A 22942-nucleotide genomic window follows, 5' to 3' on the forward strand; every position below is an offset into this window, starting at 1 on the left:
CAGCCCGGACGCCCCGCTCCTCTCCCGCTCAGAAGCGCGGGAACGCAGGATGCTGGCCAGCCGCCACCAGCGACCGGCACGCCTGCCCCGGATTCGGTGCAGTGACCAGTCCCTCTCCCACGAGAATCGCATCCGCCCCCGCGGCCGCGTAGGTCTGCAGGTCGGTCTTGCTGCGGACCCCGGACTCGGCGACCTTGACGACCCCCTCCGGAATCATCGGGGCGATCCTCCCGAACACCGTGGTGTCCACCTCCAGGGTCCGGAGGTTCCTGGCGTTGACACCCACCACCTTCGCACCCACGGACAGTGCCCTCTCGCACTCCTGCTCGGTGTGCACCTCCACCAGCGCCGTCATGCCCAGGGACTCGGTCCTCTCCAGCAGTGACTCCAGCCGGTCCTGCTCGAGGGCGGCGACGATGAGGAGGATGACATCGGCCCCGTGGGCCCGTGCCTCGTGAATCTGGTACGGGGTCGTGGTGAAGTCCTTACGGAGCAGGGGGACGTCCACAGCTGCCCGGACCCTGTCGAAGTCCGCCAGGGAGCCGTGGAAGCGACGCTCCTCCGTCAGACAGCTGATCACCGCCGCACCGTTGGCCTCGTAGGCCCTGGCGAGGATCTCCGGCTCGGGAATCTCGGCGAGATGCCCCTTCGAAGGGCTGGCCCGTTTGACCTCGGCGATGACACTGACGGAGGGCGCCGACAGGGCGGACAGGGCATCCCGGGGAGCGGGGGCGTCCAGGGCACGGGCCTTGATCTCCGCGAGCGGGACCTCAGCTTCGCGGCGGGCGGTGTCCTCCAGGACACCTGCGATGATCTCGTCGAGAACAGTCATGCGCCCATGGTAGCCGCCGGGACACCCCGGGTCTCAATCAGCCCGACTGTCCCGCTCCGTCGGATCGACCCCGGCGTCGAGTGCGTCCCAGATCACCCTCCCCGACCCCGGATCCTCCCGGAGATCCTCGACCACCCCTTCGCGACGCGCCTCCGGGGTCTCGTAACGGCTGTGCCCGTGGCGGGCCTGCCCCGGCTTCATGGCCAGCAGGACACCACCGACAATTCCGCACGCCGCGGCGGCGAGGGCGAGGATCACAGGGAAGGTGTGGACGCTGGCGTCGGTCACCACCGCCCATTCGGAGATCTGTACCGGTGAGGACTGCCGCTGGGTGGCGGCACCGCTGGTCAGAAGCTGCTGCGCCCGATCCAGGTCGGGATCACCGCCGAGCAGGGCCACCGCCGCGAAACCGGCGACCGCCGCCAGGGCGGCACTGAAACCCCCCAGGACGCGCCGGGCCACCGGAGGCAGCGCGAAGGAGAGGATCATCGCCGCGAGCATCGCCAGGGCCAGGGGAGTCCCGGCAGCATCCCACACCCGACCGATGATCTCCTTGGTGGACTCCCCGGTCTTGTCGTCGGACACGGTGGCGGTCAGCCAGGTCATCTGACCGGTACCCCACAACCCGGCCGCGCTGAGCACGGTGAGCCCCAGAGCCAGGCTCCGGCCGTCAAGCTTCCTGCGTACCCTGCCTCCGGTACTGTTCCGGGCCGCGCCGTCGTTCCGGTCCTCTGCCCCGGTCGTGTCACGGGTCGCGTCGCTCACCGGTCCACCCCCACCGGGCGGACCGTCTCCGCCGCGGCTACCGCACGGAGAACTGCGAGAGCCTTGTTCCTGGTCTCCAGGTCCTCAGCCTCGGGGTCGGAGTCCGCGACGATTCCACCACCTGCCTGGACGAACACCGTACCGTCGCGGTAGAGCCCGGTACGGATGGCGATGGCCTGGTCGGTGTTCCCCGAGAAGTCGAAGTACCCGACCGTACCCCCGTAGACTCCCCGGCGTGTGTCCTCCAGCTCGTCGATGATGGCCAGGGCCGACGGCTTCGGAGCACCCGACAGTGTCCCTGCCGGAAAGGTGGCGGTGAAGGCGTCGAGCGCCGTCTTCCCCGGGGCCAGCCTTCCTGACACCCCGGAGACAAGGTGCATGATCGCGGAATACCGCTCCACGTGACGGAAGTCGTGGACGGTGACGGTCCCCGGCTCACAGACTCTGCCGAGGTCGTTGCGTCCCAGATCGACCAGCATGAGATGCTCGGAGTTCTCCTTCTCGTCGGCGAGCAGCTCTTTCTCCAGCAGCTGGTCCTCCTCGAAGTTCGCCCCACGGGGACGCGAACCCGCGATCGGGAACGTCGTCACCCTGCCGTCCTGCACCTGCACCAGTGACTCCGGTGACGAGCCGATGATCTGGAAGTCCGTCCGCGAGAAGTCGTCGGAGGGAATGTTTACGAGGAACATGTAGGGACTCGGGTTCGCCACGCGCAGCATGCGGTAGATGTCCGTCCCCGGCACCTGCGTGTCCATCTCGAAGCGTTGTGACAGCACGATCTGGAAGGCGTCCCCGGCGAGGATGTGCTCCTTGCACAGTCCGATCCGCCGGATGTGCTCCTCCCTCGTCCGCTGGCGCCGGAACTCGGGGTCGGGGGTCGAGAACGTCACGGCCGGCAGCTCTGACGGGGTGGCGAGCCGCCGTTCCATCTCCTCCACCCGGGCGACGGCGTCCTCGTAGGCCTGTTCGATCCGGTCATCCGAACCGTCCCAGTTCACGGCGTTGGCGATGAGCCAGATGGTGCCCTCGTGGTGGTCGACGACGGCGAGGGTGTCGACGAGAAGCTGGACCATGTCCGGGACATGGAGGTCGTCGACACAGGTGTCGGGGAGATCCTCGATGTAGCGGACCATGTCATGGCCCATGTAGCCGACCAGGCCCGAGCTCAGGGTCGGTAACCCCGGCAGAGGCTCGGTGTGCAGGACATCGAGGGTGTGACGCACGGCCTCCACCGGGTCGGTGGGGCCGTCGACCAGGTCGGACGGGGCGTTACCGGTCCAGTGCGCCTGCCCGTCCCTGGCCACCAGGGCACACCGGGCACCGGTGCCGATGAAGGAGTGGCGGGACCAGGACTGTCCGGGGGCGGCGGACTCCAGGAGGAAGGTCCCCGGCCGGTCCCCCGCGAGTTTCATGTAGGCGCTCAGGGCACTCTCGCCGTCGGCGAGGACTTTGCGCACCACGGGAACCACCCGGTGGCGGGCGCCGAGTCGGCGGAAGGTGTCCAGAGAAGTGATCTGGTACGGGTCTGTAGTCATCGCTGCCATCCTAGGCCAGTCGGTCTGCGTCGAAGCAGCTGTGGTCTCCTGTGTGGCAGGCCCCGCCGGTCTGGTCGACCTTGAGCAGTACCGTGTCACCGTCGCAGTCCAGGCGGACCTCGTGGACGTACTGGGTGTGTCCGGAGGTCTCCCCCTTGACCCAGTAGCTGCGGCGGGACCGTGACCAGTAGGTGCCCTTGCGGGTGGCGAGGGTGTGGGCCAGGGCGTGGTCGTCCATCCAGGCGAGCATGAGGACGTCACCGCTGGACAGTTCCTGGACGACCGCGGGAACCAGACCCGCGGCGTCCCTCTTCAGCCGTGCGGCGATGGCCGGGTCGAGGTCGAAGTCTGCGGGGTCGGTACGGCCGGTCACCTCCGGACCTCGATTCCGGCCTGCGCCATCGCGTCCTTGACCTCTCCGACGGTGATGTCACCGAAGTGGAAGACGGAGGCCGCGAGGACGGCGTCTGCCCCGGCCCTGACGGCAGGAGGGAAGTCCTCCGCCTTACCTGCACCGCCTGAGGCGATGACCGGAATGGTGACTGCCGCACGCACCAGGCGGATCAGTTCCAGGTCGAAGCCTTCGCGGGTACCGTCGCCGTCCATGGAGTTCAGCAGGATCTCGCCGACGCCGAGCTCCTGCCCGCGCCGTGCCCACCCGACGGCGTCAAGCTCCGCAGATCTGGTTCCTCCGTGGGTGGTGACCTCGAATCCGGAGGGTTGCGGGCGTCCTCCCTCGGGCACACGGCGGGCGTCGACCGAGAGCACGATGCACTGCGCGCCGAAGCGCGCGGAAAGCTCACTGAGCAGTTCGGGACGCCGTATCGCCGAGGTGTTCACCGACACCTTGTCCGCACCGGCGCGGAGCAGCTGGTCGACGTCGTCCTCGCTGCGCACCCCGCCACCGACAGTCAGCGGGATGAAGACCTGGTCCGCGGTGCGGCGCACCACGTCCAGCATCGTTCCCCGCCCCTCCTTCGACGCCGAGACGTCGAGGAAGGTCAGTTCGTCGGCGCCTTCGGCGTCATAGCGCGCGGCGAGTTCGACCGGGTCACCGGCGTCACGCAGGTTCCCGAAGTTGACCCCTTTGACGACGCGGCCTTCGTCGACGTCCAGACAGGGGATGACACGTACTGCGACACTCATCGGATACCTCCACGGTCCTTGACGTCCTGGGCGGTGCGGGCGGCGGAGCCGATCGACACCGACTGGATGTGTCTGAGCAGGTTGGCGTGGACCTCCGGCTCTCCGGCGACGATGCCGGAGACACCGGGGACCCACCTGTTGCCGGCGAAGTCCGTGACCTCTCCCCCGTTCTCGCGGATCATCAGGATGCCGGCGCAGTTGTCCCACAGATTCGGGCTGAAGGTCACGGTGCCTCCGAAAACTCCGGCCGCGGTGAAGGCGAGGTCTATCCCGCAGGATCCGGTGACCCGCATCCGTGGATAGGTCCGGCCGATGGCATTGAGCATGTCCTGACGGTACGACACCGGAAGATTGCCCCGCCGCTGGGACAGGATCGAACCGAAACCGATCTGGGTCAGACCGGGGTCCGACGGCGGCATGGGACGGGCGGGGTGCCCGTCGACGAAGAGTCCGTGCCCCTTCCTCGCGGTGATGCGGCTGCCCAGCAGCGGCATCTCGCAGACGGCGACCACGGCCTCCCCTTTGTGCACGAGGGAGACCAGGATGCAGCACAGCGGGTTGCCGACAGCGTAGTTCGCGGTCCCGTCTATGGGGTCGACGACCCAGCAGGTCTCCGGGAGTTCGTTGAGACCGGGGTTCGACGGCTCATGGGAGGGACTGCGGGGGCCGTCGAACTCGTCGGCATACTCGTCGTTGGGGTTGACCTCGACCTGTTCCCCGGGACGGACGACCCCGTACTCCTCCCCGTGCACCGGTAGTCCGGTGTACCGGGTGAGCAGTGAGCGCAGCTGCCGTTCCACGGACAGGTCCGCCTCGGTGGCGAAGTCTCCGGGACTCTTCATCACCGAAGGGTCGGCTCCCACGGCTGCGGTGAAGGTGGTCTCCGCCTCGTCGACGGCGGCTTCGGCGATCGCGAGGAGGGAACGGGTGTCGATCTCGTGCTCGACGATCTCGGTGGCGCGGAGCTCCGGTGCATTCTCCGCACCGGTGGACAGGCTGCTGTCGGGCGAATCGGTCATCGGATCTGCTCCTGCGACCCGCCGCGGGCGACGGCGAGTGCCTCTTCGAGGGTGAACCGTCCGGCGTAGAGGGCCTTGCCCACGATGGCCGAGTCAACCCCTTCGTCGACGACGGCGGCGAGGGCGGCGATGTCCCGGAGCTCAGAGATGCCGCCGGAGGCGACCACCGGTGCCGAGGTCGCCGCGGCGACCTCGCGCAGCAGTTCGATGTTCGGACCGGAGAGCATGCCGTCACGGGAGACGTCGGTGACCACGAACCGTGAGCAACCTTCGGAGTCCAGCCGCTCGAGGACCTCCCACAGGTCGCCGCCGTCGGAGACCCAGCCCCGGCCCCGCAGCCTCCACTCACCGTCGATCTCACGGGTGTCCAGGCCCACGGCGACCCGGTCCCCGTACTCTCCGATGACCCGGCGGCACCACTCCGGGTTCTCGAGGGCCGCGGTCCCGACGTTCACCCGGCGGCAGCCGGTGGACAGCGCGCGTTCGAGGGAGGCGTCGTCCCGGATACCGCCGGACAGTTCGACGTCGACGTCGAGACGCCCGATGACCTCGCTGAGCTGCTCGAAGTTGCTGCCGGTGCCGAAGGCGGCGTCCAGGTCGACCAGGTGCACCCACTGTGCCCCGGCGTCCTGCCAGGCCAATGCGGCATCCAGGGGCGCACCGTAACCTGTCTCGGAGCCGGAGGCTCCCTGGACCAGACGGACGGCCTGTCCGTCACGGACGTCGACGGCGGGAAGCAGTGTGAGAGTCATGGGAACATCCTAACGCGGGGACAGACGGGGAAGTCGTATGGTGGGACCGAGTATCCCACAGTGTGGATACATGGTCGGGTACAGGGGTGGAGGTCAGAGGGTGGCCAGCCAGTTGCGCAGCAGCAGCGCACCGGCCTCCCCCGATTTCTCAGGATGGAACTGGGTCGCCCACAACGGACCGTTCTCGACCGCGGCGACGAAGCGGCAGTCCTCGTGCTGCGCCCAGGTGACCTTGGGTGCCTCCGTATGACCGTCCGTCTCCAGCTCCCACTCCCGGGCCGCATACGAGTGCACGAAGTAGTACCTCTCCTCCGGTCGGGCACCGGCGAACAGCTGACTGTCGGCGGGAACCCGGACTGTGTTCCAGCCCATGTGCGGCAGAACCTCCGCCTCCAGTTTCGTCACCGTGCCGGGCCACTGGCCGCAGCCGTCGGTACCCGGACCGTCGCCGTCGGAGCCCTCGGTCCCGAAGGAGAAGAGGACCTGCATACCGACGCAGATACCGAACACGGGGCGTCCCCCTGAAAGACGCAGGTCGATGAGACGGTCCCCGTGGACCGCCCGCAGCCCGGTCATACAGGCACCGAAGTTGCCGACCCCGGGCACGAGAAGCCCGTCTGCGTTGAGCACCGTGTCCGGATCAGCGGTGACCGTGACCTCCGCGCCCACATGTTCCAGAGCCCGTTGGGCCGAACGGAGGTTACCGGAGCCGTAGTCGAGCAGTGCGACCGAAGGAGTTGCCATGACCGTCGATTCTAGCCTCCGCGACGCACCGCCACAGCGTCAGGGCTCACCGACGGAAGCCCGTGGTCAGACGGCGCAGCCGGGTCCGGATGTTGTGCTCCTCGACCACCCGGTGCCTGCCGAGGAAACGGTCGGCGCCCAGGGTGACCGTCCCCAGCCCCACCAGTCCTGCGCCGGCGAGGAACACTCCGCCGTAGCCGGAGGAGGCTGCGACGACGCCCAGAACTGCCGAGCCGGTCCCGGTCCCGGAGTCGAAGGACATGTTCCATGTGGCGGACGCCTCAGAGACCCGGTCCCTGGGCATCCTGTCGAACATCATCAGCAGGGTCTCCGACTGGACCCCTCCGAATCCCAGCCCGAACAACGCCGCCGACGCCAGCGCACCGACGACAAGGCCCGGCCCCGTGGGGGCGGCATGGATCACGGCCGCCATCGCCAGCATCCCCCCGACCGCACAGAGGGACGCCCAGACGACGAGCCTTCCCGGCTCCCCGATACGGTCGGCCCACGAACCCGAGATGACGCGGCCGAGGATCTGCGCCCCTCCGGTGACCGCCAGCGCGGACCCGGCCACCGTCGCGGCAGCCGCAGGGTCGATACCGTCGACCGCGGGGGCTGCGAAGGCGGACAGGGCACCGAAGCCCATCGCACCGGTGCACAACCCGACCACCGGTACGAACGCCAGTTTCCACAGCGGGGCGTGTCCGGCTCCCGGACCTGTCCCGGCACTGACCGGAGCGTCTGCGTCGTCACCTGTCTGCGGCGTCCTCTTCTTCCCCGGTTCGGCGCGCAGCGGGGGGACGCCGACGGCACCGACCGCACCGACGACACCGCACAGGACGGCAACGAGGAAGACGCTGTCACCGGCACGGGTGTACAGGGTCAGCCCGATACTGAAGCCGAGTATCTCCCCCACACCGATGGCCGCACCGAAAAAGGCGTTCGCCCGGCCCAGCTGGCGGGGCGGCACCAGCTCTGCGAGCAGTGCGGACTGTGCGACGGTGACGGCACCGAAACCGGTTCCCCGCACAGCGGAGACCACGAGAACCAGCCAGGGTCCTCCGTCGATGAGGTAGAACGCCGAGGGAACCCCCAGCAGCACCGAGGCGGCGATCATCACCGGCACATAGCCCACCGACCGCAGAAGGCGGGGGACGAAGAACTGTGTGACCACCGTGGCTGCCATGAAGACGCCGGTGGACAGTCCGGCGAGGGTGTCGCCGTAACCGTCGTCGAGCATCGCCACCGGAATCACCGGCAGCAGAAGGGACCAGCCGAGGAAAGCGCAGAAGACACTGAGCAGTGTCAGGGGAAGACCCTTGACTTTGAGTACCGCCAGTGCAGTGCCCCCAGTCGTCACAGTGTTCCCTTGGTGGACGGGACCCCCGTGACCCGCGGGTCGGACTCGGTCGCGGCCCGTAGAGCGCGCGCCACCGCCTTGAACTCCGCCTCCGTGACATGGTGGGGGTCACGGCCGTAGATGCACCGCACGTGCAGGGCGATCTTCGCGTTGAACGCCAGCGACTCGAAGAAGTGCTGGTTGATCACGGTGGCGTAGTGCCCGCCGATGACGGTGGTGAGCATGGTGTCCGGCTCACCCGTGCCCACGTAGTAGGGACGGCCCGACACGTCCACGACCGCCTGCACCAGGGTCTCGTCCATGGGGATCCAGGAGTCGGCGAAGCGCCGGATACCGCGCTTGTCCCCGAGCGCCCGGGCCAGCGCACTTCCGAGGACGATCGCGGTGTCCTCCACGGTGTGGTGGGCGTCCACCTCGGTGTCCCCGTCCGCATGCACGGTGAGGTCGAAACTCCCGTGGGTGCCGAAAGCGGTGAGCATGTGGTCGAAGAAGGGCAGACCGGTGTCCACCTCGGTCACTCCGGTGCCGTCGAGGTTGATCTCGACTGTGACGGATGATTCCCGGGTGACCCGCTCAATACGGCCGATGCGCGGTGTGCTCACTTGTACTCTCCGATGATCTTGTCTGCGGCGGTCAGGAAGGCGTCGTTCTCCGCGGGCAGGCCGACAGTCACCCGGAGATGACCCGGCACACCCACGTCGCGGATGAGGACGTCGTAGTCGAGGAACTTCTGCCAGACCTCGTGCGCGTCAGGTTCCACCTCACCGGAGGAGACCCCCGGCTCCCCGGCGGGCCCTGCGGCGTCGGCGACTGTACCCGTCCCTGTACCCGTCTCTGTGCCGGCGAAAGGCACCCGGAAGAAGATGAAGTTCGACTCGCTCGGCACCACCCGGTAACCCATGTCCACCAGAGCTGCCTCGACCCGGATCCTCTCGTCACGGATCGCGGCGACAGTGGCCAGCGTTTCACCGGCGTGCCTGAGTGCGACCCTCGCCGCCGCCTGGGACAGGGTGGAAAGGTGGTACGGCAGCCGTACCAGCATGACCGCCTCGATGAACGCCGGGTCGGCGACGAAGTAGCCGAGCCTGCCTCCCGCGAAGTCGAAGGCTTTCGACATCGTCCTCGACACGACCAGGGACTTCCGGTGGTCGGCCAGCAGTGTCACGGCACTGGGTCCGTCGGAGAACTCCGCGTAGGCCTCGTCGACGATGACGATTCCCCCGACCTCCTCTTCTGCCGCGATGATGCGGCGCAGATCCTCCAGGGGGGTCACCCCCCCGGTCGGATTGTTCGGGGTCGTGACGAAGACGATGTCGGGACGCCGTGAGCGGATCTCGGCGACCGCGGCATCGACGTCGATGTCGAAGTTCTCCCCGGTCCGCGGCACCGCGGTGAACTCCGTCTGGGTACCGGAGGCGAGGATCGGGTGCATGGAGTAGCTCGGAGTGAATCCCATCACCTGGCGTCCGGGCCCGCCGAACGCCTGGAGCAGCTGCTGGAGGATCTCGTTGGATCCGTTGGCCGCCCACACCTGGTCACGGGTCACCCGGACACCGGTCCGTGTGGAGACGTAGGACGCCAGGTCGTCACGCAGCTCGGTGGCGTCCCGTTCAGGGTAACGGTTCAGGGTGGTGGCGAGCCTGCGCACCTCCTCCACGAGCTCTCCGACGAGCCCCGGGGAGGGCGGGTAGGGGTTCTCATTGGTGTTCAGCTGGTTGGTCACGCTGAGCTGGGGCGCACCGTAGGCGGACTTCCCGCGGAGCTCAGGTCGAAGTGGAAGGTCGTTGAGACCGGTCATGTCAGCTCCTCAGCTCTCTGAGTCCGTCGCGGTGCCTGCTGCAGCGCCTGTCGCGGTGTCACCGAACCGTGCCCTGACCGCTTCACCGTGCGCGGGCAGCCGCTCAGCGTCGGCGAGGGTGACGACCGTGTCCGCGACCTCCTTGAGGGCGTTGCGGTCGTACCGGATGACGTCGACATGCTTCAGGAAAGTGTGCGTGGACAGTCCCGAGGAGTGCCGTGCGGTACCGGAGGTCGGCAGCACATGGTTGGACCCCGCGGCGTAGTCACCCAACGGAACCGGGGAGTACGGGCCGATGAAGACCGCCCCGGCATTCGTGATCCGCGCCGCCACGGCGTCGGCGTCCACGGTCTGGACCTCCAGGTGCTCGGCGGCGTAGGCGTCAGCGACCCGGACGGAGGCGTCCAGGTCGTCGGTGAGGATGATCCCGGACTGGACACCGGTCAGTGCCTCACTGACCCGGTCGTGGTTGAGAGTGACCCGGTAACGCTGCGTGATCTCCCGGTCCACGGCGTCCGCCAGTTCCTCGGAGTCCGTGATGAGCACGGACGCCGCCATCGGATCATGTTCCGCCTGGCTGATGAGATCGTAGGCGACCGCCACCGGGTCTGCCTCCGCGTCCGCCAGTACAGCGATCTCGGTCGGCCCCGCCTCCGAGTCGATCCCGACGACCGAGCGGCACAGGCGCTTCGCCGCGGTGACGAAGATGTTCCCCGGCCCGGTGATGAGGTCGACGGGGTCGAGCCCCTCCGCGTCGTCACCGTAGGCCAACAGTGCGACCGCCTGGGCACCCCCGACCGCCCAGATCTCGTCCACCCCGAGCAGTGAACAGGCGGCGAGGACGGTCGGGTGCGGCCAGCCGCCGCAGTCCGCCTGCGGCGGAGAGCAGACCACCAGTGAACCGACACCGGCCTCCTGGGCAGGAACGACGTTCATGATCACAGAAGAGGGGTACACGGCCTTACCACCGGGAACGTAGAGGCCCACGCGGTTGACCGGGATCCACCGCTCTCCGACGAGGCCTCCGGGGGCGATCTCCACGGTCGCGTCCGCGGGAACCTGGGTGGCGTGGAAGGCGCGGACGCGGGAGATCGCCTCGGTGAGGGCGTCGGTGATCTTCGGGTCGAGGTTCGCGGCGGCATCGGCGACCACAGAATCCGGCACGCGGACTGCGGCGGGCCGGACATGGTCGAACTTTTCGCCGTAGTCCAGGGCAGCGGCCGCACCGCCGTCACGCACTGCGGTGACCACCGGTGTCACCGCCGGCAGCACATGGTCGATGTCGACACCTCCGCGGGGCAGGATGCGGCGGAGTTCGGCGGTCGAGGGGGTCTTTCCCCTCAGATCCAGACGCGAAAGCATGAGCTGGGATCGTCTCCTCAGGTGATGGTCGGGTATCGTCTGCAGATTCTAGACGTAGAGCACACAGCCGACGGGACGGAGGGTCTTGAGCACGATGGCAGAACCGGGGCAGGGTCCGGATCCTGAAGGTTCCCGGAACAGTGACGACAGGAAGATCCGGGAACTCACCGGACTCCTCCGGGAGTCGCTCGCCGCATCAGCGCGCGGCGACCACGCGGAAAGCTGGTCGTTGACGAGCCGTTTCGCCACCGAGTTCTGGCTGGCGTCCCCTGACGACCTGCCCGACGGGCTGACCGGACCCGAACGGACCGAGTTCCACGTCCTCCGCGCCGCGGCAGCCGACCGCATGGACCTTCACGACGAAGCCGTCGCCGAGATCCGGGCCTGGCGTACGGCTGCACAGTCCACCGGTGCCGCAGGTCCGGCGCTCCTGGCACTGGCGTCGCTGACCCTCGTGGCGATGACGGTGGAGTGCGACGACGCCGTGCTCACCACCACCCTGCCCCCGTCAGCCGCCCTGCTCCATGACCTGGCCGGTGAGATCTCCGGGCTCGGAGCCCGGCCGGACAGCGACCTGACCGCGGAAGAACGCGTGTGCCTGTCTCTTGCCGCAGGTGCCGGCCTCACCTGCGCGACCTCGACTGAACACACTGCGATGCGGGGGATCTTCCGCGAATACGTCGACCGGTTCACCACCCTGGCAGGCCAGGAGGGCGACCGGATCCTCACCCGTGCCCAGCAGCTGCACGCCGACGGCCGCACCGCCGACGCGGTGGACACGGTCTCGGCATACCGCGCCCGACTGGACGTCGCGACGTCCCCGACACAGGTCTACGAAGCCCATGACATGCTGGGATTCTTCGCCCTCACCGCCGGTGACACCGCAGGCGACATGGACGCCGAGGGCGTACTACGGCACTGGCGGGTCTGCGCCGATCTTGCGCTGGAGACCGGGGCACCGCTGGAAGGACTCCACCGTGCCGAACAGGTCTGTCAGCTGCTCAACGCCGAAGGCGACTACGACTCCGCCTATGAGCTGGCGCGACGCTATGACGCAGCCCTCGACGGTGCCCCGGTGGGCCCCGCCCTGCTCAACCTCCGCGCGGTTCGTGCACGCTCCGCTCTGGGAGCAGACCTCCCCTATGAAGCTTTCGCACTCGCGGCGTCCACAGCGGACTGGTCGGCACTCACCGGTGACGACGAGCGGACCCTCGCCTGCCTGTCCATCGCCGCGATGGCGGCGGAGGACGCGGGCGAGGCAGGCACCTCCGGGTCATCGAACTCGGGTGAGACGGTTGTCGCCCTGCTGGAGCGTGCCGCCGCACTCCACCTCGACCGGGGAGAGCCGGTCGACGCCGCCCGGATGCTGCGCACAGCCGCCCGCGAGCGGTGTTCCTCCGGGGAGTTCTCCCGGGCAGTCGAACTGATGGAGAGGGCACTGCGTGTCCTCGAGGATCCCGCGACACCCGCCCAGGTTCCGGCGACCGTGCCCGGTGACGACGGTTCCGACATGCTGACCTGGCATGTCGCCGACTGGAACGAGGACATGTCCTCAGTGTGGGAGATGGCTGACCGCCCGGACCTCGCCGTCGGTTACGCCGAACGCGCCGCCAGACTTTTCCGTGAGGCCAGGGACCACTCCGGCGCCGCTCTCAACTGGGTCAGTGCCGCAGAAATGTACCTGGACCAGGGCGACGGCGACTCCTGTGACCGCGCCCTGGACCTGGCACACAGTGAGCTCACCAGGCTCCCCGGCCCGGCCGGGGGCGGGGAGCCTGCCGACACCGGTGAGAACGCCGCCTGGGAGGGCTACCTCGCACTGAGGAACCTGCGCCAGGGCTAGACCGGGCCCCCTACGACCCGGTCCCCCTGCACAGTCACCTGCCGCGGCCACCCCGCACGGTCACCGGACAGCTGCCTAGAGTGATCGCTCGAACGCCCGGTCGGAGGAGAAGAGGGCACAGGCCCAGTACACCAGAACCGCTGCCGCCGGAGCGACCAGGAACCCCACCCCGGCACCGACATCGGCGACGAGGGTGACCTGCTGTCCTGCGACGAGGTCCCCGTCCAGGTCGGTTGCCCTGAAATGGGAGGTGACGTAGCCCCCGAACAGCAGGAACACGCCGGAACCCAGGAAGGACAGGACGCTGGCCCCCAGCAGTGCCACCGGTCCCCGCAGACTGCGGGCGGCGGCGAACATCCACCCGGCAAGTGCGGCACCCAGTATGCCCGTCACGATCACGTACATGCCGAATGCGGTGACCGGGGCGTCCTCCCCGGAGAGACCGGTCACGGCGGTGAGGTCGTCGGTCACCTCACCGGTGGTCACCGGCTGCCACCAGCCCCAGGCGGCACCGGCGACAGCGAAGACGATGAGTGCCAGGGCGGTCACCCTGCCCCATTCTCCGAGTGCTCTCCTGTTCATGCTGAAGGACAGAGCGTCCAGGCCCCGTTCTCCCTCTGGAGGGGCACCTCCTGGATACTGTCCTGTCCCTGGACCGTCCCGACGGCGGTGGCGGTGGCCCGGTCACCGTCGACGCGGATATCCCTGACTTCGGTGACCTGGTTGGCCAACTGCCCCTGAGTGGCCCCGCCACTGGTCTGGCGCAGGGCGTCGACCTGCTGCTGGAGTACATCCCGACCACCCCGTGAAGCGAGATAGGCACTGCAGGAGTGGTCCACGGTGTACTGCATGGCATCCGCCACGGGGATGTCACCGTTGAGCCCCATGATCAGGTCAGTGATCTGCCGGCTGTCGTCGCCTGCGGGCTGACCTGCTGCAGGGGCGGGTGCTCCCGGGGCTGGCTCTTTTTCACATCTAGCGCTCACCCGGGGCGGCGCCCGCCCCGTCGGGGCCCTGGCCGTCGGGGGATCCCGGTGCCGCGGGGTCGGCAGGAGCGGAAGGATCGCCGGAAGTTGAGGCCTGACCGTCTCCGTTGTCGGCCGGGGCGGCCGACGATGCTCCCGACGCCCCGGACGAGGCTCCGGATGCGGCTGCTGCGGCACTGTCCGATGCCGGGTCTCCGTCATCTGATCCACAGGCGGTGAGGGCGAGGACTCCTGCGAGCACCACTGCCGTCACCGCGCCGGGCCCGCGCCTGAGCCCGGATCTGAGCCCTGTGCGTCCGAAAGCCATGTCGTTGAAATCCCTTCAGTCCCGGAGATCCTGCAACGGGACGCTGCAGAATGACATTCCTGTCCGAGGTTACATCGACGGTGACCGCGATCCGTTATCCCGGCTAGACTCGGTCAGCGTGCAGCTCAACCGGGAAGTCATTCTTGACGCCGCTTTCGACATCCTCGACGCCTACGGGCTCGGTGACCTCAGCATGCGTCGGCTGGCACGTAACCTGGACGTGGCGCCGGGCGCCCTGTACTGGCATTTCTCCGGAAAGCAGGCCCTGCTCGGCGCAGTGGCCGACAGGATCCTGGAGGGCCCTTCCGGCAGCACCGCCGACGTCGGGGAGTCCGGGGTCCGGGACGCCGGTCCGGAGGCCGGGTCCCCTGACTGGAGGGCCCGGACTCTCGCGGAGGTGGACCATCTCGTCCACAGACTGCTGTCCACCCGGGACGGTGCCGAGATCGTCGCAGCCTCTCTGGCCACCGGTGCTCTCGGGGTCGATCCCGTCGAACAGGTCTCGGCGGCCCTCCGGGGGGCCCCGGCCCGTGACGTGGGGCTGGCGGCGTGGGTGACCGTACGTTATCTCCTCGGAGCGGTGACGGAACTGCAGACCGCCCGTTCCGCCGGAGCGGAATCGGACGGAGCCGGTGACGGGTCTGTCACGCGGATTCTCGCCGGTGCAGGTCTCATCCTTGACGGCGTCGCAGCTCCCTCAGGTTCCCCGGGTCAGGGCCCGTCAGAACACGGCATTTCAGGACCGGACACGGCAGCCCCGCCGGCGTCCCGCGGCAGTCAGCCGAATCACCAGGAAGCGGATCACCAGGAAGCGGAAGGTTCACAGTCATGACCGACGACTCGCGCCACAGTGCGGCACAGAGTTCTTCTGAAACCCCCGACGACGCCGTCACCGTGACCGCCCACGGTGCCGTGGTCACTGTCGCGTCAGACGGGGTGCACGTCCACAGGACGCCGATGGGACGGACTCTTCTTCCCCCCGAGCTCACGGTCCGGCGCGACCAGCTGAGAGGGTGGTACCACCATGCCCCCACCGCCGCATCACCCGGGTGGATCCAGTTCTCCCTGCAGGACATCCCGGAGTTCGGCGTGGCCCGTCCGCTGCGCGGATACCCGGCGACGCACGGGGTGTCCACCGTGGTGGCTTTCGCCCCCGGACAGGACAGCGAGTTCACTGCAGTGCATGCCGCCCTCACCGCGTTGCAGAGCGGCCTCCGGCCGGAGGACGCCACCCTCGCCCTCCCCGGGGACGCCGGCCCCCTCCCGGCCACTGCGGTCGGGGACGCTGACAGCCCGGCCCCCTCCCGGCCACTGCGGTCGGGGACGCTGACAGCACTGCGCCTGCCTCCGGCGGTGGCGCGACCACTGCCGGGGTCGGCGACTCCGGCGGGGACCGATCATCCGGCAGTCCGACGTCCCCCGGTACCGGGCGCCCGGACCGCGGTGGACGTCAGGGGGCACGGCACAGTGGCGGGGGCGACTGGAAACGGGTGTCCACACCGGACGTCGTCCCGGAACCGGATCTCACCGCGGACGCCGACAGTCCCGTGTTCGGGCAGAACGTCACTGTCACCGGTGACTTCGACCCGTACAGCAAAGGCGAGGTCTGGGACATGATTGCCGCGGCAGGAGGGACGGTGGGAAAGAACGTCACGAAGAAGACCACCGTACTTGTCGTGGGCACCTGGGAGTCCGTCACCAGCAAGGAGAAACGTGCCAGGGAGCTCAACGAGAAGGGCCAGGGGATCGAGATCTGGAGCTTCGACGAGTTCCTGGACAAGATCGGCAGACCACGGCGTCCGGACTTCTCCGAGGTCAGGGACACCGACGCGCCGTTCTGACGGGCCGGACCCGGTACGGTGTGTGCGGGGGTGGAGGTGCGGGGACATGAAGGGAACCTCCGGGGGGTCCGCGGAGTCCTACTGGAGCATGGACTCCTGCCTGCACCTGCTGCCGATCACCGGCCCCGTCCCCGGACCCTGTGACATCTACTCCACGGGAACGGCGCTGCTCATCCCCCTCGGTGCAGGTCTCGTCACCGGAATACGACAGTCCGGAGCGGACGGCACCCGCTGCCTCACCACCGATGACCTTGTCGTGAGAGACACCACGGTCGGTGGCCTGTGGGCCGATGCCGCGCTGGAGATGCTCGCTGCCCTGGGGAGGCTGACCGCAGCTCACGGAACGTCCCTGCGTAGGCGACGCCTCGGAGCGGGCTTCCACGAGGTCGGCGTCATCGACGACCTCTTCCCTGCCGCCGGGTTGATAGCACATCCGCTGCTCCTTCGACCGACGCTGCGGGTACTCCGTGGAGGACCCGTGGTCACCACGACGGAGTCAGGGCGCCTGCTCGTCGCGGAACCCGGGTGTCAACTTCCTCCGTCGGGGCAGCTCAGCGCTCTACTCGGTGGTGAAGCCTGCGGTCCGGCCCTGAGGTTGACCGCCGGTGCCCTACTGTAAAGGCCATGGGTTCGTACGATTCCGCGCTCCACGACTACGACGTCTGGCTGGCCGACCACCCCACGGTCACGGACGACATCCGGCGGGTGCTCTCCGATGAGCTCAACGACGCCGGCATCTCCTACGACCAGGTGTCGGTGAGGATCAAGGACAGGAGGAGCTTCCTCACGAAGCTGCGGAACCCCGCGTTCCCCGAGTACCGTGACTTCGCCTCCGCCCACGATGTGATAGGCATCAGGGTCACCGTGTTCACCACGTCAGGAATCCCGTTGCTCGTCGGGGTGATGAGGAATCTCTTCGCCGTCGAGGATGTCGTCGACAAGGCGGAGAAGGCCAGGGCGGAAGGCAGCTTCGGCTATGCTTCCCGCCACGTGATCGCCCGGGTGGATCACCGTCGCCTTCCCGGTCTGGGCAACCACACCGACCTGGACGGGCGACTGGTGGAGATCCAGCTCAGGACAGTGCTCCAGCATGCCTGGGCGGAGTTCGAGCACGACATCCGCTACAAGAATCCGGACGAGGACCTGCCCGTCGAGGTCCACCGGGCGTTCACCCTGGCGGCGGGCCTCATCGAACTCGCAGACGGTCAGTTCGACGAGATCCAGAGGATCGTCTCCTCCGCGGTCAACGCCCCTGAGGACGCCGAACTCACCGCAACGACACTGCCCGGGGTGCTCACCATGATCCTCGGTTCCGCCTACCCCACTTCGAAGGCCGACTACTACGGGTTCGCCGTCGACATGCTCGCAGCACACGGGATCACCACCATCGGGGAACTCGGTGCCCTGTGCAGTCCGGAGAATCTGGCACGGTTGATGGACGCGATGGACTACGGTTACGCGCCGGGCCAGGTGAGGCTTGTCGACGACCTCCTCCTGCTCACCTACGGTCGCGACCACATCCGCAGGACAGTCCACATCGGCGACAATCCCGGGTCACGGCCGGGAAGACTGGGTAACCGGTGGCAGCGACTCACCGGTGCCGACCGCAGGTGACGACAGCAGGTGACGACCGTAGGAGAAAGCGCCGGGGCAACCGGGCCCGGGTACAGCCGGGGCTCCCCGGTCAGCGCCTGCCGCGGAGACGGTCGGTCTCCCGCCGCTCCTTCTTCGTCGGACGTCCCGCCCCCCTGTCCCGACGGGGCTGGGAGTCCAGCAGTTCCTTCGACGGTGGCGGCGGGGAGTGGTCGATGTAGCACTGTCGTGCCACTGACGCCCCGACCCGTTTGCTGACCAGACCGGTGACCTCGTAGATGTACTCACGGTGGTTGTTCCACACCCGCACCCGGTCCCCGACCGCCACCGGCTGGGCGGGCTTCACCGTTTCGTCGTTGAGCTTGACGTGACCTGCACGGCAGGCTTCGGCGGCGGCCGATCTGGTACGGAACAGCCTGACCGACCAGACCCACGCGTCAATCCTGGTGGCGGAGCTCACCGGATCTCACCACTGGTCCTTCTGGTTGACTACCTCCCGGATCTTCCAGGCGTTCGCCACGAAGACCACCAGCGCCACCACTGCGACCAGATAGAAGAAGTTTGTCGTGACGACCCCCAGCACGACGCCTGCCACCGCCACCCCGCCGGAGATCTGCAGTGTCCGCGACCGTCGTCGGACCTCGGCTTTGCGCCGGGCCACCGTGTTGCCCTGGTAGTTGTCCATGCTCATGGCTCAAGGTTACCGTCAGGTGGAGGACACCTGCACGTCACACCACTGTTCACCGGCCCGGTGCACAGGGACCTCACCTCCTGTGAGGCCGGCGACGGTCCCGGTGGGATCGTCACCCGCGTCGACGGCGAGGGTCAGCTCCACCGACGTGGACGAGTACGACGCAGTGACCTGGCAGCCCCGGTTGCGCAGGTCGGCTTCTAGGCGTCCTGCCGCAGCGTACGGAACTGTCAGGACCCACAGTGCCCGCGGCTCCCGCCGTACGACCCGCACCTTGTCCACCGCTTCCTTCACCACGTCCCGGTAGGCGCGGGCGAGTCCCCCGGTACCGAGTTTGACTCCGCCGAACCACCGGACGACGACGGCGACGACATCCTCCATACCCGAACCGCGGAGCACCTCCAGGATGGGCTGTCCGGCGGTGCCGGAAGGTTCACCGTCATCGCTGGAGCGCTCGACAGGGTTCGCCGAACCGACGTGGAGAATGAAGGCGCTGCAGTGGTGACGGGCGTCCGGGTGGTCGGCCCGGACCCGGGCGATGAAGGCCCGCGCCTCGTCCTCACCGGTGGCCCGGGACACCAGTGCCAGGAACCGGGACCGTTTCACCTCGGTCAGTGCCTGCCAGGGCTCCTCCGCCTCTGCCGGCCGCAGGAACGGGGCCGGCTGCCTGTTCTCCCCCACTCAGCCGAGAATCCCGGCCCAGGTGGACGCCTTCAGGTCACCCATCAGCGACGAGGTGCGGTTCACCCTCAGTTCCGGGGGGAGCATGTACTGCAGTTCCTCGTCACCGTCGGCGAGAGTGAGATAGACGTCGGAGTCTCCGCTGTTGCTGCTCAGGACGTCCCGGAGCCGGGAGATGTTCTCCGGGGTGCACTGGTCGATGCGCATACGCAGTCGCAGCGGTACCCCGGACCCCGCGCCGATGCTGAGCTCCGCCGGTTTCAGGTCGACACAGAACAGGCTCATCCTGTCGTCCCGGATGCTGACCTCGGCCTGGGCGAGGATGATGTTGTCCTCCGCGATCACCGGGGCGACCATGCTGTACACCCTGGAGAACACGAGCAGTTCGGCCTGGGCGGAATGCTGGTCCTCGATGGTCACGATCGCCCACGGGTTGCCCTTCTTGTCGACCCTGCGGTCGACCGAGGAGATGATTCCGCCGACCTTGACCATCTTCTTGTCCGGGAGTTCCCCGGAGATGACGGTGGTCAGAGGGGTGTCGATCTGGGCGTCGAGGGACGCCTCGAACCCGTCGAGGGGGTGGCCCGAGACGTACAGCCCCAGCATCTCCCGCTCCAGCGACAGCTCGTGCTTGCGGTCCCAGTGCTGGTCGGGGACATCCACCCGGAACGCGTCGCCGGTGTCCTCCTCCGACAGTCCGGCGAACAGGTCGAACTGCCCTCTGGCTGCTGCCTTCTTGGTGGAGCTGACGGCGTCCACGGCGTCCTCGTGGATGAGCTGCAGGCCTTTCCTGGGGTGGCCGAGAGAGTCGAAGGCCCCTGCCTTGATCAGGGAGTCGGTGACCCGTTTGTTACAGGCGGTGGCGTCGATCTTGTCGAGGTAGTCGGAGAAGTCGCGGAACTTCCCCTTCTCCTCGCGGGCACGGATGATCGACTCGACGACATCTTCGCCGACGTTGCGGACCGCACCCAGCCCGAATCGGATGTCCTCACCGACGGACTGGAAGGTGTAGGCGGATTCGTTGACGTCCGGACTCAGCACCTTCACTCCGAGGTGCCGGCAGTCTGCGAGGTAGATGGCGGACTTGTCCTTCTTGTCGGCCACAGAGGTCAGCAGGGCCGCCATGTACTCGGCGGTGTAGTGGGCCTTCAGGTAGGCGGTCCAGAAACTCACCAGACCGTAGCCGGCAGCGTGGGACTTGTTGAACGCGTACCCGGCGAACGGCAGGATCGTGTCCCACAGCGCCTTGACGGCATCGTCGGAGTAGCCGTTGGTCTTCATGCCCGCGGAGAACTTGTCGAACTCCTTGGCAAGCACCTCGGGCTTCTTCTTGCCCATGGCCTTACGGAACCCGTCTGCCTCGCCTGCGGTGTAGTTGGCCACCTTCTGCGAGATCCTCATGATCTGCTCCTGGTAGACGATCAGACCGTAGGTCTCCTCCAGGATGTCCCTGATGGACTCCGCGAGTTCGGGGTGGATCGGCTCGATGGGTTTGCGGCCGTTCTTGCGGTCTGCGTAGTCCCAGTGCGCGCCGACCCCCATCGGGCCCGGACGGTACAGTGCCAGCGACGCCACAATGTCGTTGAAGCCCGTAGGTTTCATCCGCTTGAGCAGCTCCTGCATGCCGCCGGAGTCCAGCTGGAAGATCCCCAGGGTCTCCCCGCGTGCCAGGAGCTCGTAGGAGGCCGGGTCGTCGGTGGAGAGGTTCTCCAGGTCGACGTCCTCACCCCTGTTGCGCCGGATGTTCTCGATGCAGTCGGCGATGACGGTGAGGTTGCGCAGTCCCAGGAAGTCCATCTTCAGGAGCCCGATCGCCTCACAGGCGGGGTAGGGCCAGCCGGTGATGTAGGCACCGTCCTGGGGGCGTTTCCACATCGGGATGTGGTCCATCAGCGGGACGGACGCCATGATCACCGCACATGCGTGCACCCCGGCCTGCCGGACGACGCCCTCCAGGCCCAGGGCGTCGTCGTAGATCTCCTTGACCACCGGGTCGGTCTCGATGAGGGTCCTGATCTCCGCGGCCTCGGCGTAACGGGGGTGCTCCGGGTCCATGATCCCTGACAGGGGGATGTCCTTGGCCGCCTGCGCCGGCGGGAGGGCCTTGGTGATCCGGTCGGCGATCTGGAACCCGGGCTGACCGTGGTGGGCACGGGCGGCGTCCTTGATGGCCTGCTTGGTCTTCACCGTGCCGAAGGTGATCACCTGGGCGACCTTGTCCTCCCCCCAGTTCTCCGCCGCATAGCGGATCATCTCCCCGCGACGGTCGTCGGCGAAGTCGATGTCGATGTCGGGGGCGGAGGGGCGTTCCGGGTTGAGGAACCTCTCGAACATGAGCCCGTGCTCGATGGGGTCGATGTTGGTGATCGTCAGGGCGTAGGCCACCAGTGCCCCGGCGGCGGAGCCACGGCCCGGTCCCACGGAGATCCCGATGGAACGGGCATGCCTGATCAGGTCGGCGACGACGAGGAAGTAGGAGGGGTATCCCTTCATGTCGATGACACCGATCTCATATTCCGCACGGTCCAGGTACTCCTGGGGGACCTCCCTGCCGGGGAAGCGCGCCTTGAGACCTTCAGCCACCTCATGCCGCAGCCAGGACACGGGGGTGTGGCCTTCGGGCACGTCGTATCTCGGCATCCGGTCGAGGGGGTGCTCCTCCCAGAGTTCCCCGTAGTCCTGTACCCGTTCGGCGATCCACAGGGTGTTGTCACAGCCGTCGGGGACGATCGGGTCCCAGTATTCGCGCAGCACTTCCGCGGGTTTCACGTAGTAGCCGTCGCCGGAGAAGGCGAACCGCTTGCCGCCTTCGTCGAGTGTGGGCTCGTCGAGGGTGGCACCGGTCTGCACGCAGAGCATCACTTCGTGGGGCTTGGCCTGTTTCTGGAGAACATAGTGGCAGTCGTTGGTGACCAGCGGAGGGAGCTCGAGACGGCGGCCGATCTCGAGCAGATCGTCGCGGACCCTTTTCTCGATGTCGAGTCCGTGGTCCATGAGCTCGAGGAAGTAGTTGTCTTTGCCGTAGATGTCCTGCCACATCGCCGCGGCCTCCAGGGCCTTGTCGAACTGGCCCAGGCGGAGCCTGGTCTGCACGTCCCCGGAGGGGCAGCCGGTGGTGGCGATGATGCCTTCGGAATGTTCGGCGACAATTTCGGCGTCCATCCTCGGGTATTTCGACACCTGGCCTTCATAGGAGGCGAGGGAGGACAGGCGGAAGAGGTTGTGGAGTCCGGTGGCGTTCTCCGCCATCATCGTCTGGTGCAGGTAGTAGCCGCCGCCGGCGACGTCGTCACGTTTCTGCCCCGGCTCGCCCCAGCGGATCCGGTCTTTGAACAGCCGGGACTCGGGGGCCATGTAGGTCTCGATCCCGATGATCGGCTTGACCCCTGCCTTGGTCATCGCGTGGTAGAAGGCGTCCGATCCGAACATGTTGCCGTGGTCGGTCATTCCCACGGCCGGCATTCCCAGCCGGGTCACCTCCCGGGCGAGCAGGTCCACTTTCGCCATGCCGTCGAGCATGGAGTACTCGGTGTGGTTGTGCAGGTGGACGAAGGAGGACTTCTTCATGGCGGACAGTCTACCGTTGGCACAGGATCTCCCCGACACGCGACGCATGTCCTGCTATACGGTGCTCTATGTTGCCTTTTTCGCCATACGTGTCCGTATCTGCTATACGCGCTATACTTC

25 protein-coding genes are annotated in these 22942 nt (G+C 67.7%); 6 read left to right on the top strand and 19 right to left on the bottom strand.

Annotated elements, in window-relative coordinates; all coding sequences use genetic code 11:
* Positions 1-28: 28 nt before the first annotated feature.
* The 12 genes from trpC to hisD all read right to left on the bottom strand — a co-directional run bounded on the left by trpC (position 29) and on the right by hisD (position 11313).
* Positions 29-832, bottom strand: a complete 804-nt coding sequence (trpC, locus tag BN3906_RS12215) for an indole-3-glycerol phosphate synthase TrpC (protein ID WP_066588855.1) — start codon at positions 830-832, stop codon at positions 29-31.
* Positions 833-865: 33 nt separating this feature from the next.
* The gene (locus BN3906_RS12220) at positions 866-1492 is read right to left on the bottom strand and encodes a TIGR02234 family membrane protein (RefSeq protein WP_066589956.1); all 627 of its coding nucleotides are present in this window, start codon (positions 1490-1492) and stop codon (positions 866-868) included.
* Positions 1493-1593: 101 nt separating this feature from the next.
* Complete coding sequence (locus BN3906_RS12225; RefSeq protein WP_066588858.1) at positions 1594-3141, bottom strand: anthranilate synthase component I; 1548 nt, start codon at positions 3139-3141, stop codon at positions 1594-1596.
* Between the two features lies 1 nt (position 3142).
* Positions 3143-3505, bottom strand: coding sequence for a phosphoribosyl-AMP cyclohydrolase (hisI, locus tag BN3906_RS12230; RefSeq protein WP_066588860.1), 363 nt, complete (start codon positions 3503-3505; stop codon positions 3143-3145).
* Positions 3502-4278, bottom strand: coding sequence for an imidazole glycerol phosphate synthase subunit HisF (gene hisF / locus BN3906_RS12235; RefSeq protein WP_066588862.1), 777 nt, complete (start codon positions 4276-4278; stop codon positions 3502-3504). The genes hisI and hisF overlap by 4 nt, the downstream gene beginning before the upstream one ends.
* On the bottom strand, positions 4275-5297 hold the full coding sequence (locus BN3906_RS12240; protein WP_078057427.1) for an inositol monophosphatase family protein: 1023 nt from the start codon (positions 5295-5297) through the stop codon (positions 4275-4277). The genes hisF and BN3906_RS12240 overlap by 4 nt, the downstream gene beginning before the upstream one ends.
* The gene (priA, locus tag BN3906_RS12245) at positions 5294-6049 is read right to left on the bottom strand and encodes a bifunctional 1-(5-phosphoribosyl)-5-((5-phosphoribosylamino)methylideneamino)imidazole-4-carboxamide isomerase/phosphoribosylanthranilate isomerase PriA (protein ID WP_066588864.1); all 756 of its coding nucleotides are present in this window, start codon (positions 6047-6049) and stop codon (positions 5294-5296) included. Before priA ends, BN3906_RS12240 begins: the two co-directional genes overlap by 4 nt.
* Before the next feature lie 93 nt (positions 6050-6142).
* Positions 6143-6793 (bottom strand): imidazole glycerol phosphate synthase subunit HisH, encoded by a 651-nt coding sequence (hisH, locus tag BN3906_RS12250; RefSeq protein WP_066588875.1) that lies wholly within the window; start codon positions 6791-6793, stop codon positions 6143-6145.
* Positions 6794-6839: 46 nt separating this feature from the next.
* Positions 6840-8153, bottom strand: coding sequence for an MFS transporter (locus BN3906_RS12255; RefSeq protein ID WP_066588878.1), 1314 nt, complete (start codon positions 8151-8153; stop codon positions 6840-6842).
* Complete coding sequence (gene hisB / locus BN3906_RS12260; RefSeq protein ID WP_066588881.1) at positions 8150-8755, bottom strand: imidazoleglycerol-phosphate dehydratase HisB; 606 nt, start codon at positions 8753-8755, stop codon at positions 8150-8152. The genes BN3906_RS12255 and hisB overlap by 4 nt, the downstream gene beginning before the upstream one ends.
* Entirely contained in the window at positions 8752-9951 is a 1200-nt protein-coding gene (locus BN3906_RS12265) for a histidinol-phosphate transaminase (protein WP_066588885.1), read from the bottom strand. The genes hisB and BN3906_RS12265 overlap by 4 nt, the downstream gene beginning before the upstream one ends.
* A 9-nt stretch (positions 9952-9960) precedes the next feature.
* Positions 9961-11313 (bottom strand): histidinol dehydrogenase, encoded by a 1353-nt coding sequence (gene hisD / locus BN3906_RS12270; RefSeq protein ID WP_066588887.1) that lies wholly within the window; start codon positions 11311-11313, stop codon positions 9961-9963.
* Between the two features lie 94 nt (positions 11314-11407).
* On the opposite strand from hisD, the gene BN3906_RS12275 reads away from it, so the two are divergent.
* Positions 11408-13156 (top strand): hypothetical protein, encoded by a 1749-nt coding sequence (locus BN3906_RS12275; protein WP_066588889.1) that lies wholly within the window; start codon positions 11408-11410, stop codon positions 13154-13156.
* 75 nt (positions 13157-13231) lie between these two features.
* On the opposite strand, the gene BN3906_RS12280 is transcribed toward BN3906_RS12275, so the two are convergent.
* The 3 genes from BN3906_RS12280 to BN3906_RS12290 form a co-directional block, all read right to left on the bottom strand.
* Positions 13232-13738 (bottom strand): hypothetical protein, encoded by a 507-nt coding sequence (locus tag BN3906_RS12280; protein ID WP_066588892.1) that lies wholly within the window; start codon positions 13736-13738, stop codon positions 13232-13234.
* Positions 13735-14043: a hypothetical protein gene (locus tag BN3906_RS12285; protein WP_066588895.1), complete on the bottom strand. Its 309-nt coding sequence runs from the start codon at positions 14041-14043 to the stop codon at positions 13735-13737. Before BN3906_RS12285 ends, BN3906_RS12280 begins: the two co-directional genes overlap by 4 nt.
* A gap of 88 nt (positions 14044-14131) precedes the next feature.
* Positions 14132-14449, bottom strand: a complete 318-nt coding sequence (locus BN3906_RS12290; RefSeq protein ID WP_066588898.1) for a hypothetical protein — start codon at positions 14447-14449, stop codon at positions 14132-14134.
* A gap of 118 nt (positions 14450-14567) precedes the next feature.
* On the opposite strand from BN3906_RS12290, the gene BN3906_RS12295 reads away from it, so the two are divergent.
* From BN3906_RS12295 to BN3906_RS12310, 5 genes are read left to right on the top strand one after another with little or no spacing between them, the layout of a single operon-like run.
* Positions 14568-15281 (top strand): TetR/AcrR family transcriptional regulator, encoded by a 714-nt coding sequence (locus BN3906_RS12295; protein WP_147592964.1) that lies wholly within the window; start codon positions 14568-14570, stop codon positions 15279-15281.
* On the top strand, positions 15278-16066 hold the full coding sequence (locus BN3906_RS15245) for a hypothetical protein (RefSeq protein ID WP_261797009.1): 789 nt from the start codon (positions 15278-15280) through the stop codon (positions 16064-16066). The genes BN3906_RS12295 and BN3906_RS15245 overlap by 4 nt, the downstream gene beginning before the upstream one ends.
* The gene (locus BN3906_RS15250; protein WP_261797010.1) at positions 16063-16290 is read left to right on the top strand and encodes a BRCT domain-containing protein; all 228 of its coding nucleotides are present in this window, start codon (positions 16063-16065) and stop codon (positions 16288-16290) included. The genes BN3906_RS15245 and BN3906_RS15250 overlap by 4 nt, the downstream gene beginning before the upstream one ends.
* Positions 16291-16336: 46 nt before the next feature.
* Positions 16337-16909, top strand: a complete 573-nt coding sequence (locus BN3906_RS12305; RefSeq protein ID WP_227870980.1) for a hypothetical protein — start codon at positions 16337-16339, stop codon at positions 16907-16909.
* A gap of 5 nt (positions 16910-16914) precedes the next feature.
* Entirely contained in the window at positions 16915-17904 is a 990-nt protein-coding gene (locus tag BN3906_RS12310; RefSeq protein ID WP_066588913.1) for a GTP pyrophosphokinase, read from the top strand.
* 70 nt (positions 17905-17974) lie between these two features.
* Here the strand turns inward: BN3906_RS12310 and BN3906_RS12315 are convergent, their stop codons facing one another.
* The 4 genes from BN3906_RS12315 to dnaE are packed head-to-tail and all read right to left on the bottom strand — an operon-like array spanning position 17975 to position 22822.
* Positions 17975-18343, bottom strand: coding sequence for an RNA-binding S4 domain-containing protein (locus BN3906_RS12315; RefSeq protein WP_066588917.1), 369 nt, complete (start codon positions 18341-18343; stop codon positions 17975-17977).
* Positions 18344-18349: 6 nt separating this feature from the next.
* Entirely contained in the window at positions 18350-18574 is a 225-nt protein-coding gene (locus BN3906_RS12320) for a hypothetical protein (RefSeq protein WP_066588919.1), read from the bottom strand.
* A 15-nt stretch (positions 18575-18589) separates the two neighbouring features.
* On the bottom strand, positions 18590-19255 hold the full coding sequence (locus BN3906_RS12325) for an IMPACT family protein (RefSeq protein WP_066588922.1): 666 nt from the start codon (positions 19253-19255) through the stop codon (positions 18590-18592).
* Entirely contained in the window at positions 19256-22822 is a 3567-nt protein-coding gene (gene dnaE / locus BN3906_RS12330; RefSeq protein WP_066588926.1) for a DNA polymerase III subunit alpha, read from the bottom strand.
* Between the last annotated feature and the right edge of the window lie 120 nt (positions 22823-22942).

The sequence above is a fragment of the Corynebacterium provencense genome, assembly GCA_900049755.1.
Taxonomy (GTDB): Bacteria; Actinomycetota; Actinomycetes; order Mycobacteriales; family Mycobacteriaceae; genus Corynebacterium; species Corynebacterium neomassiliense.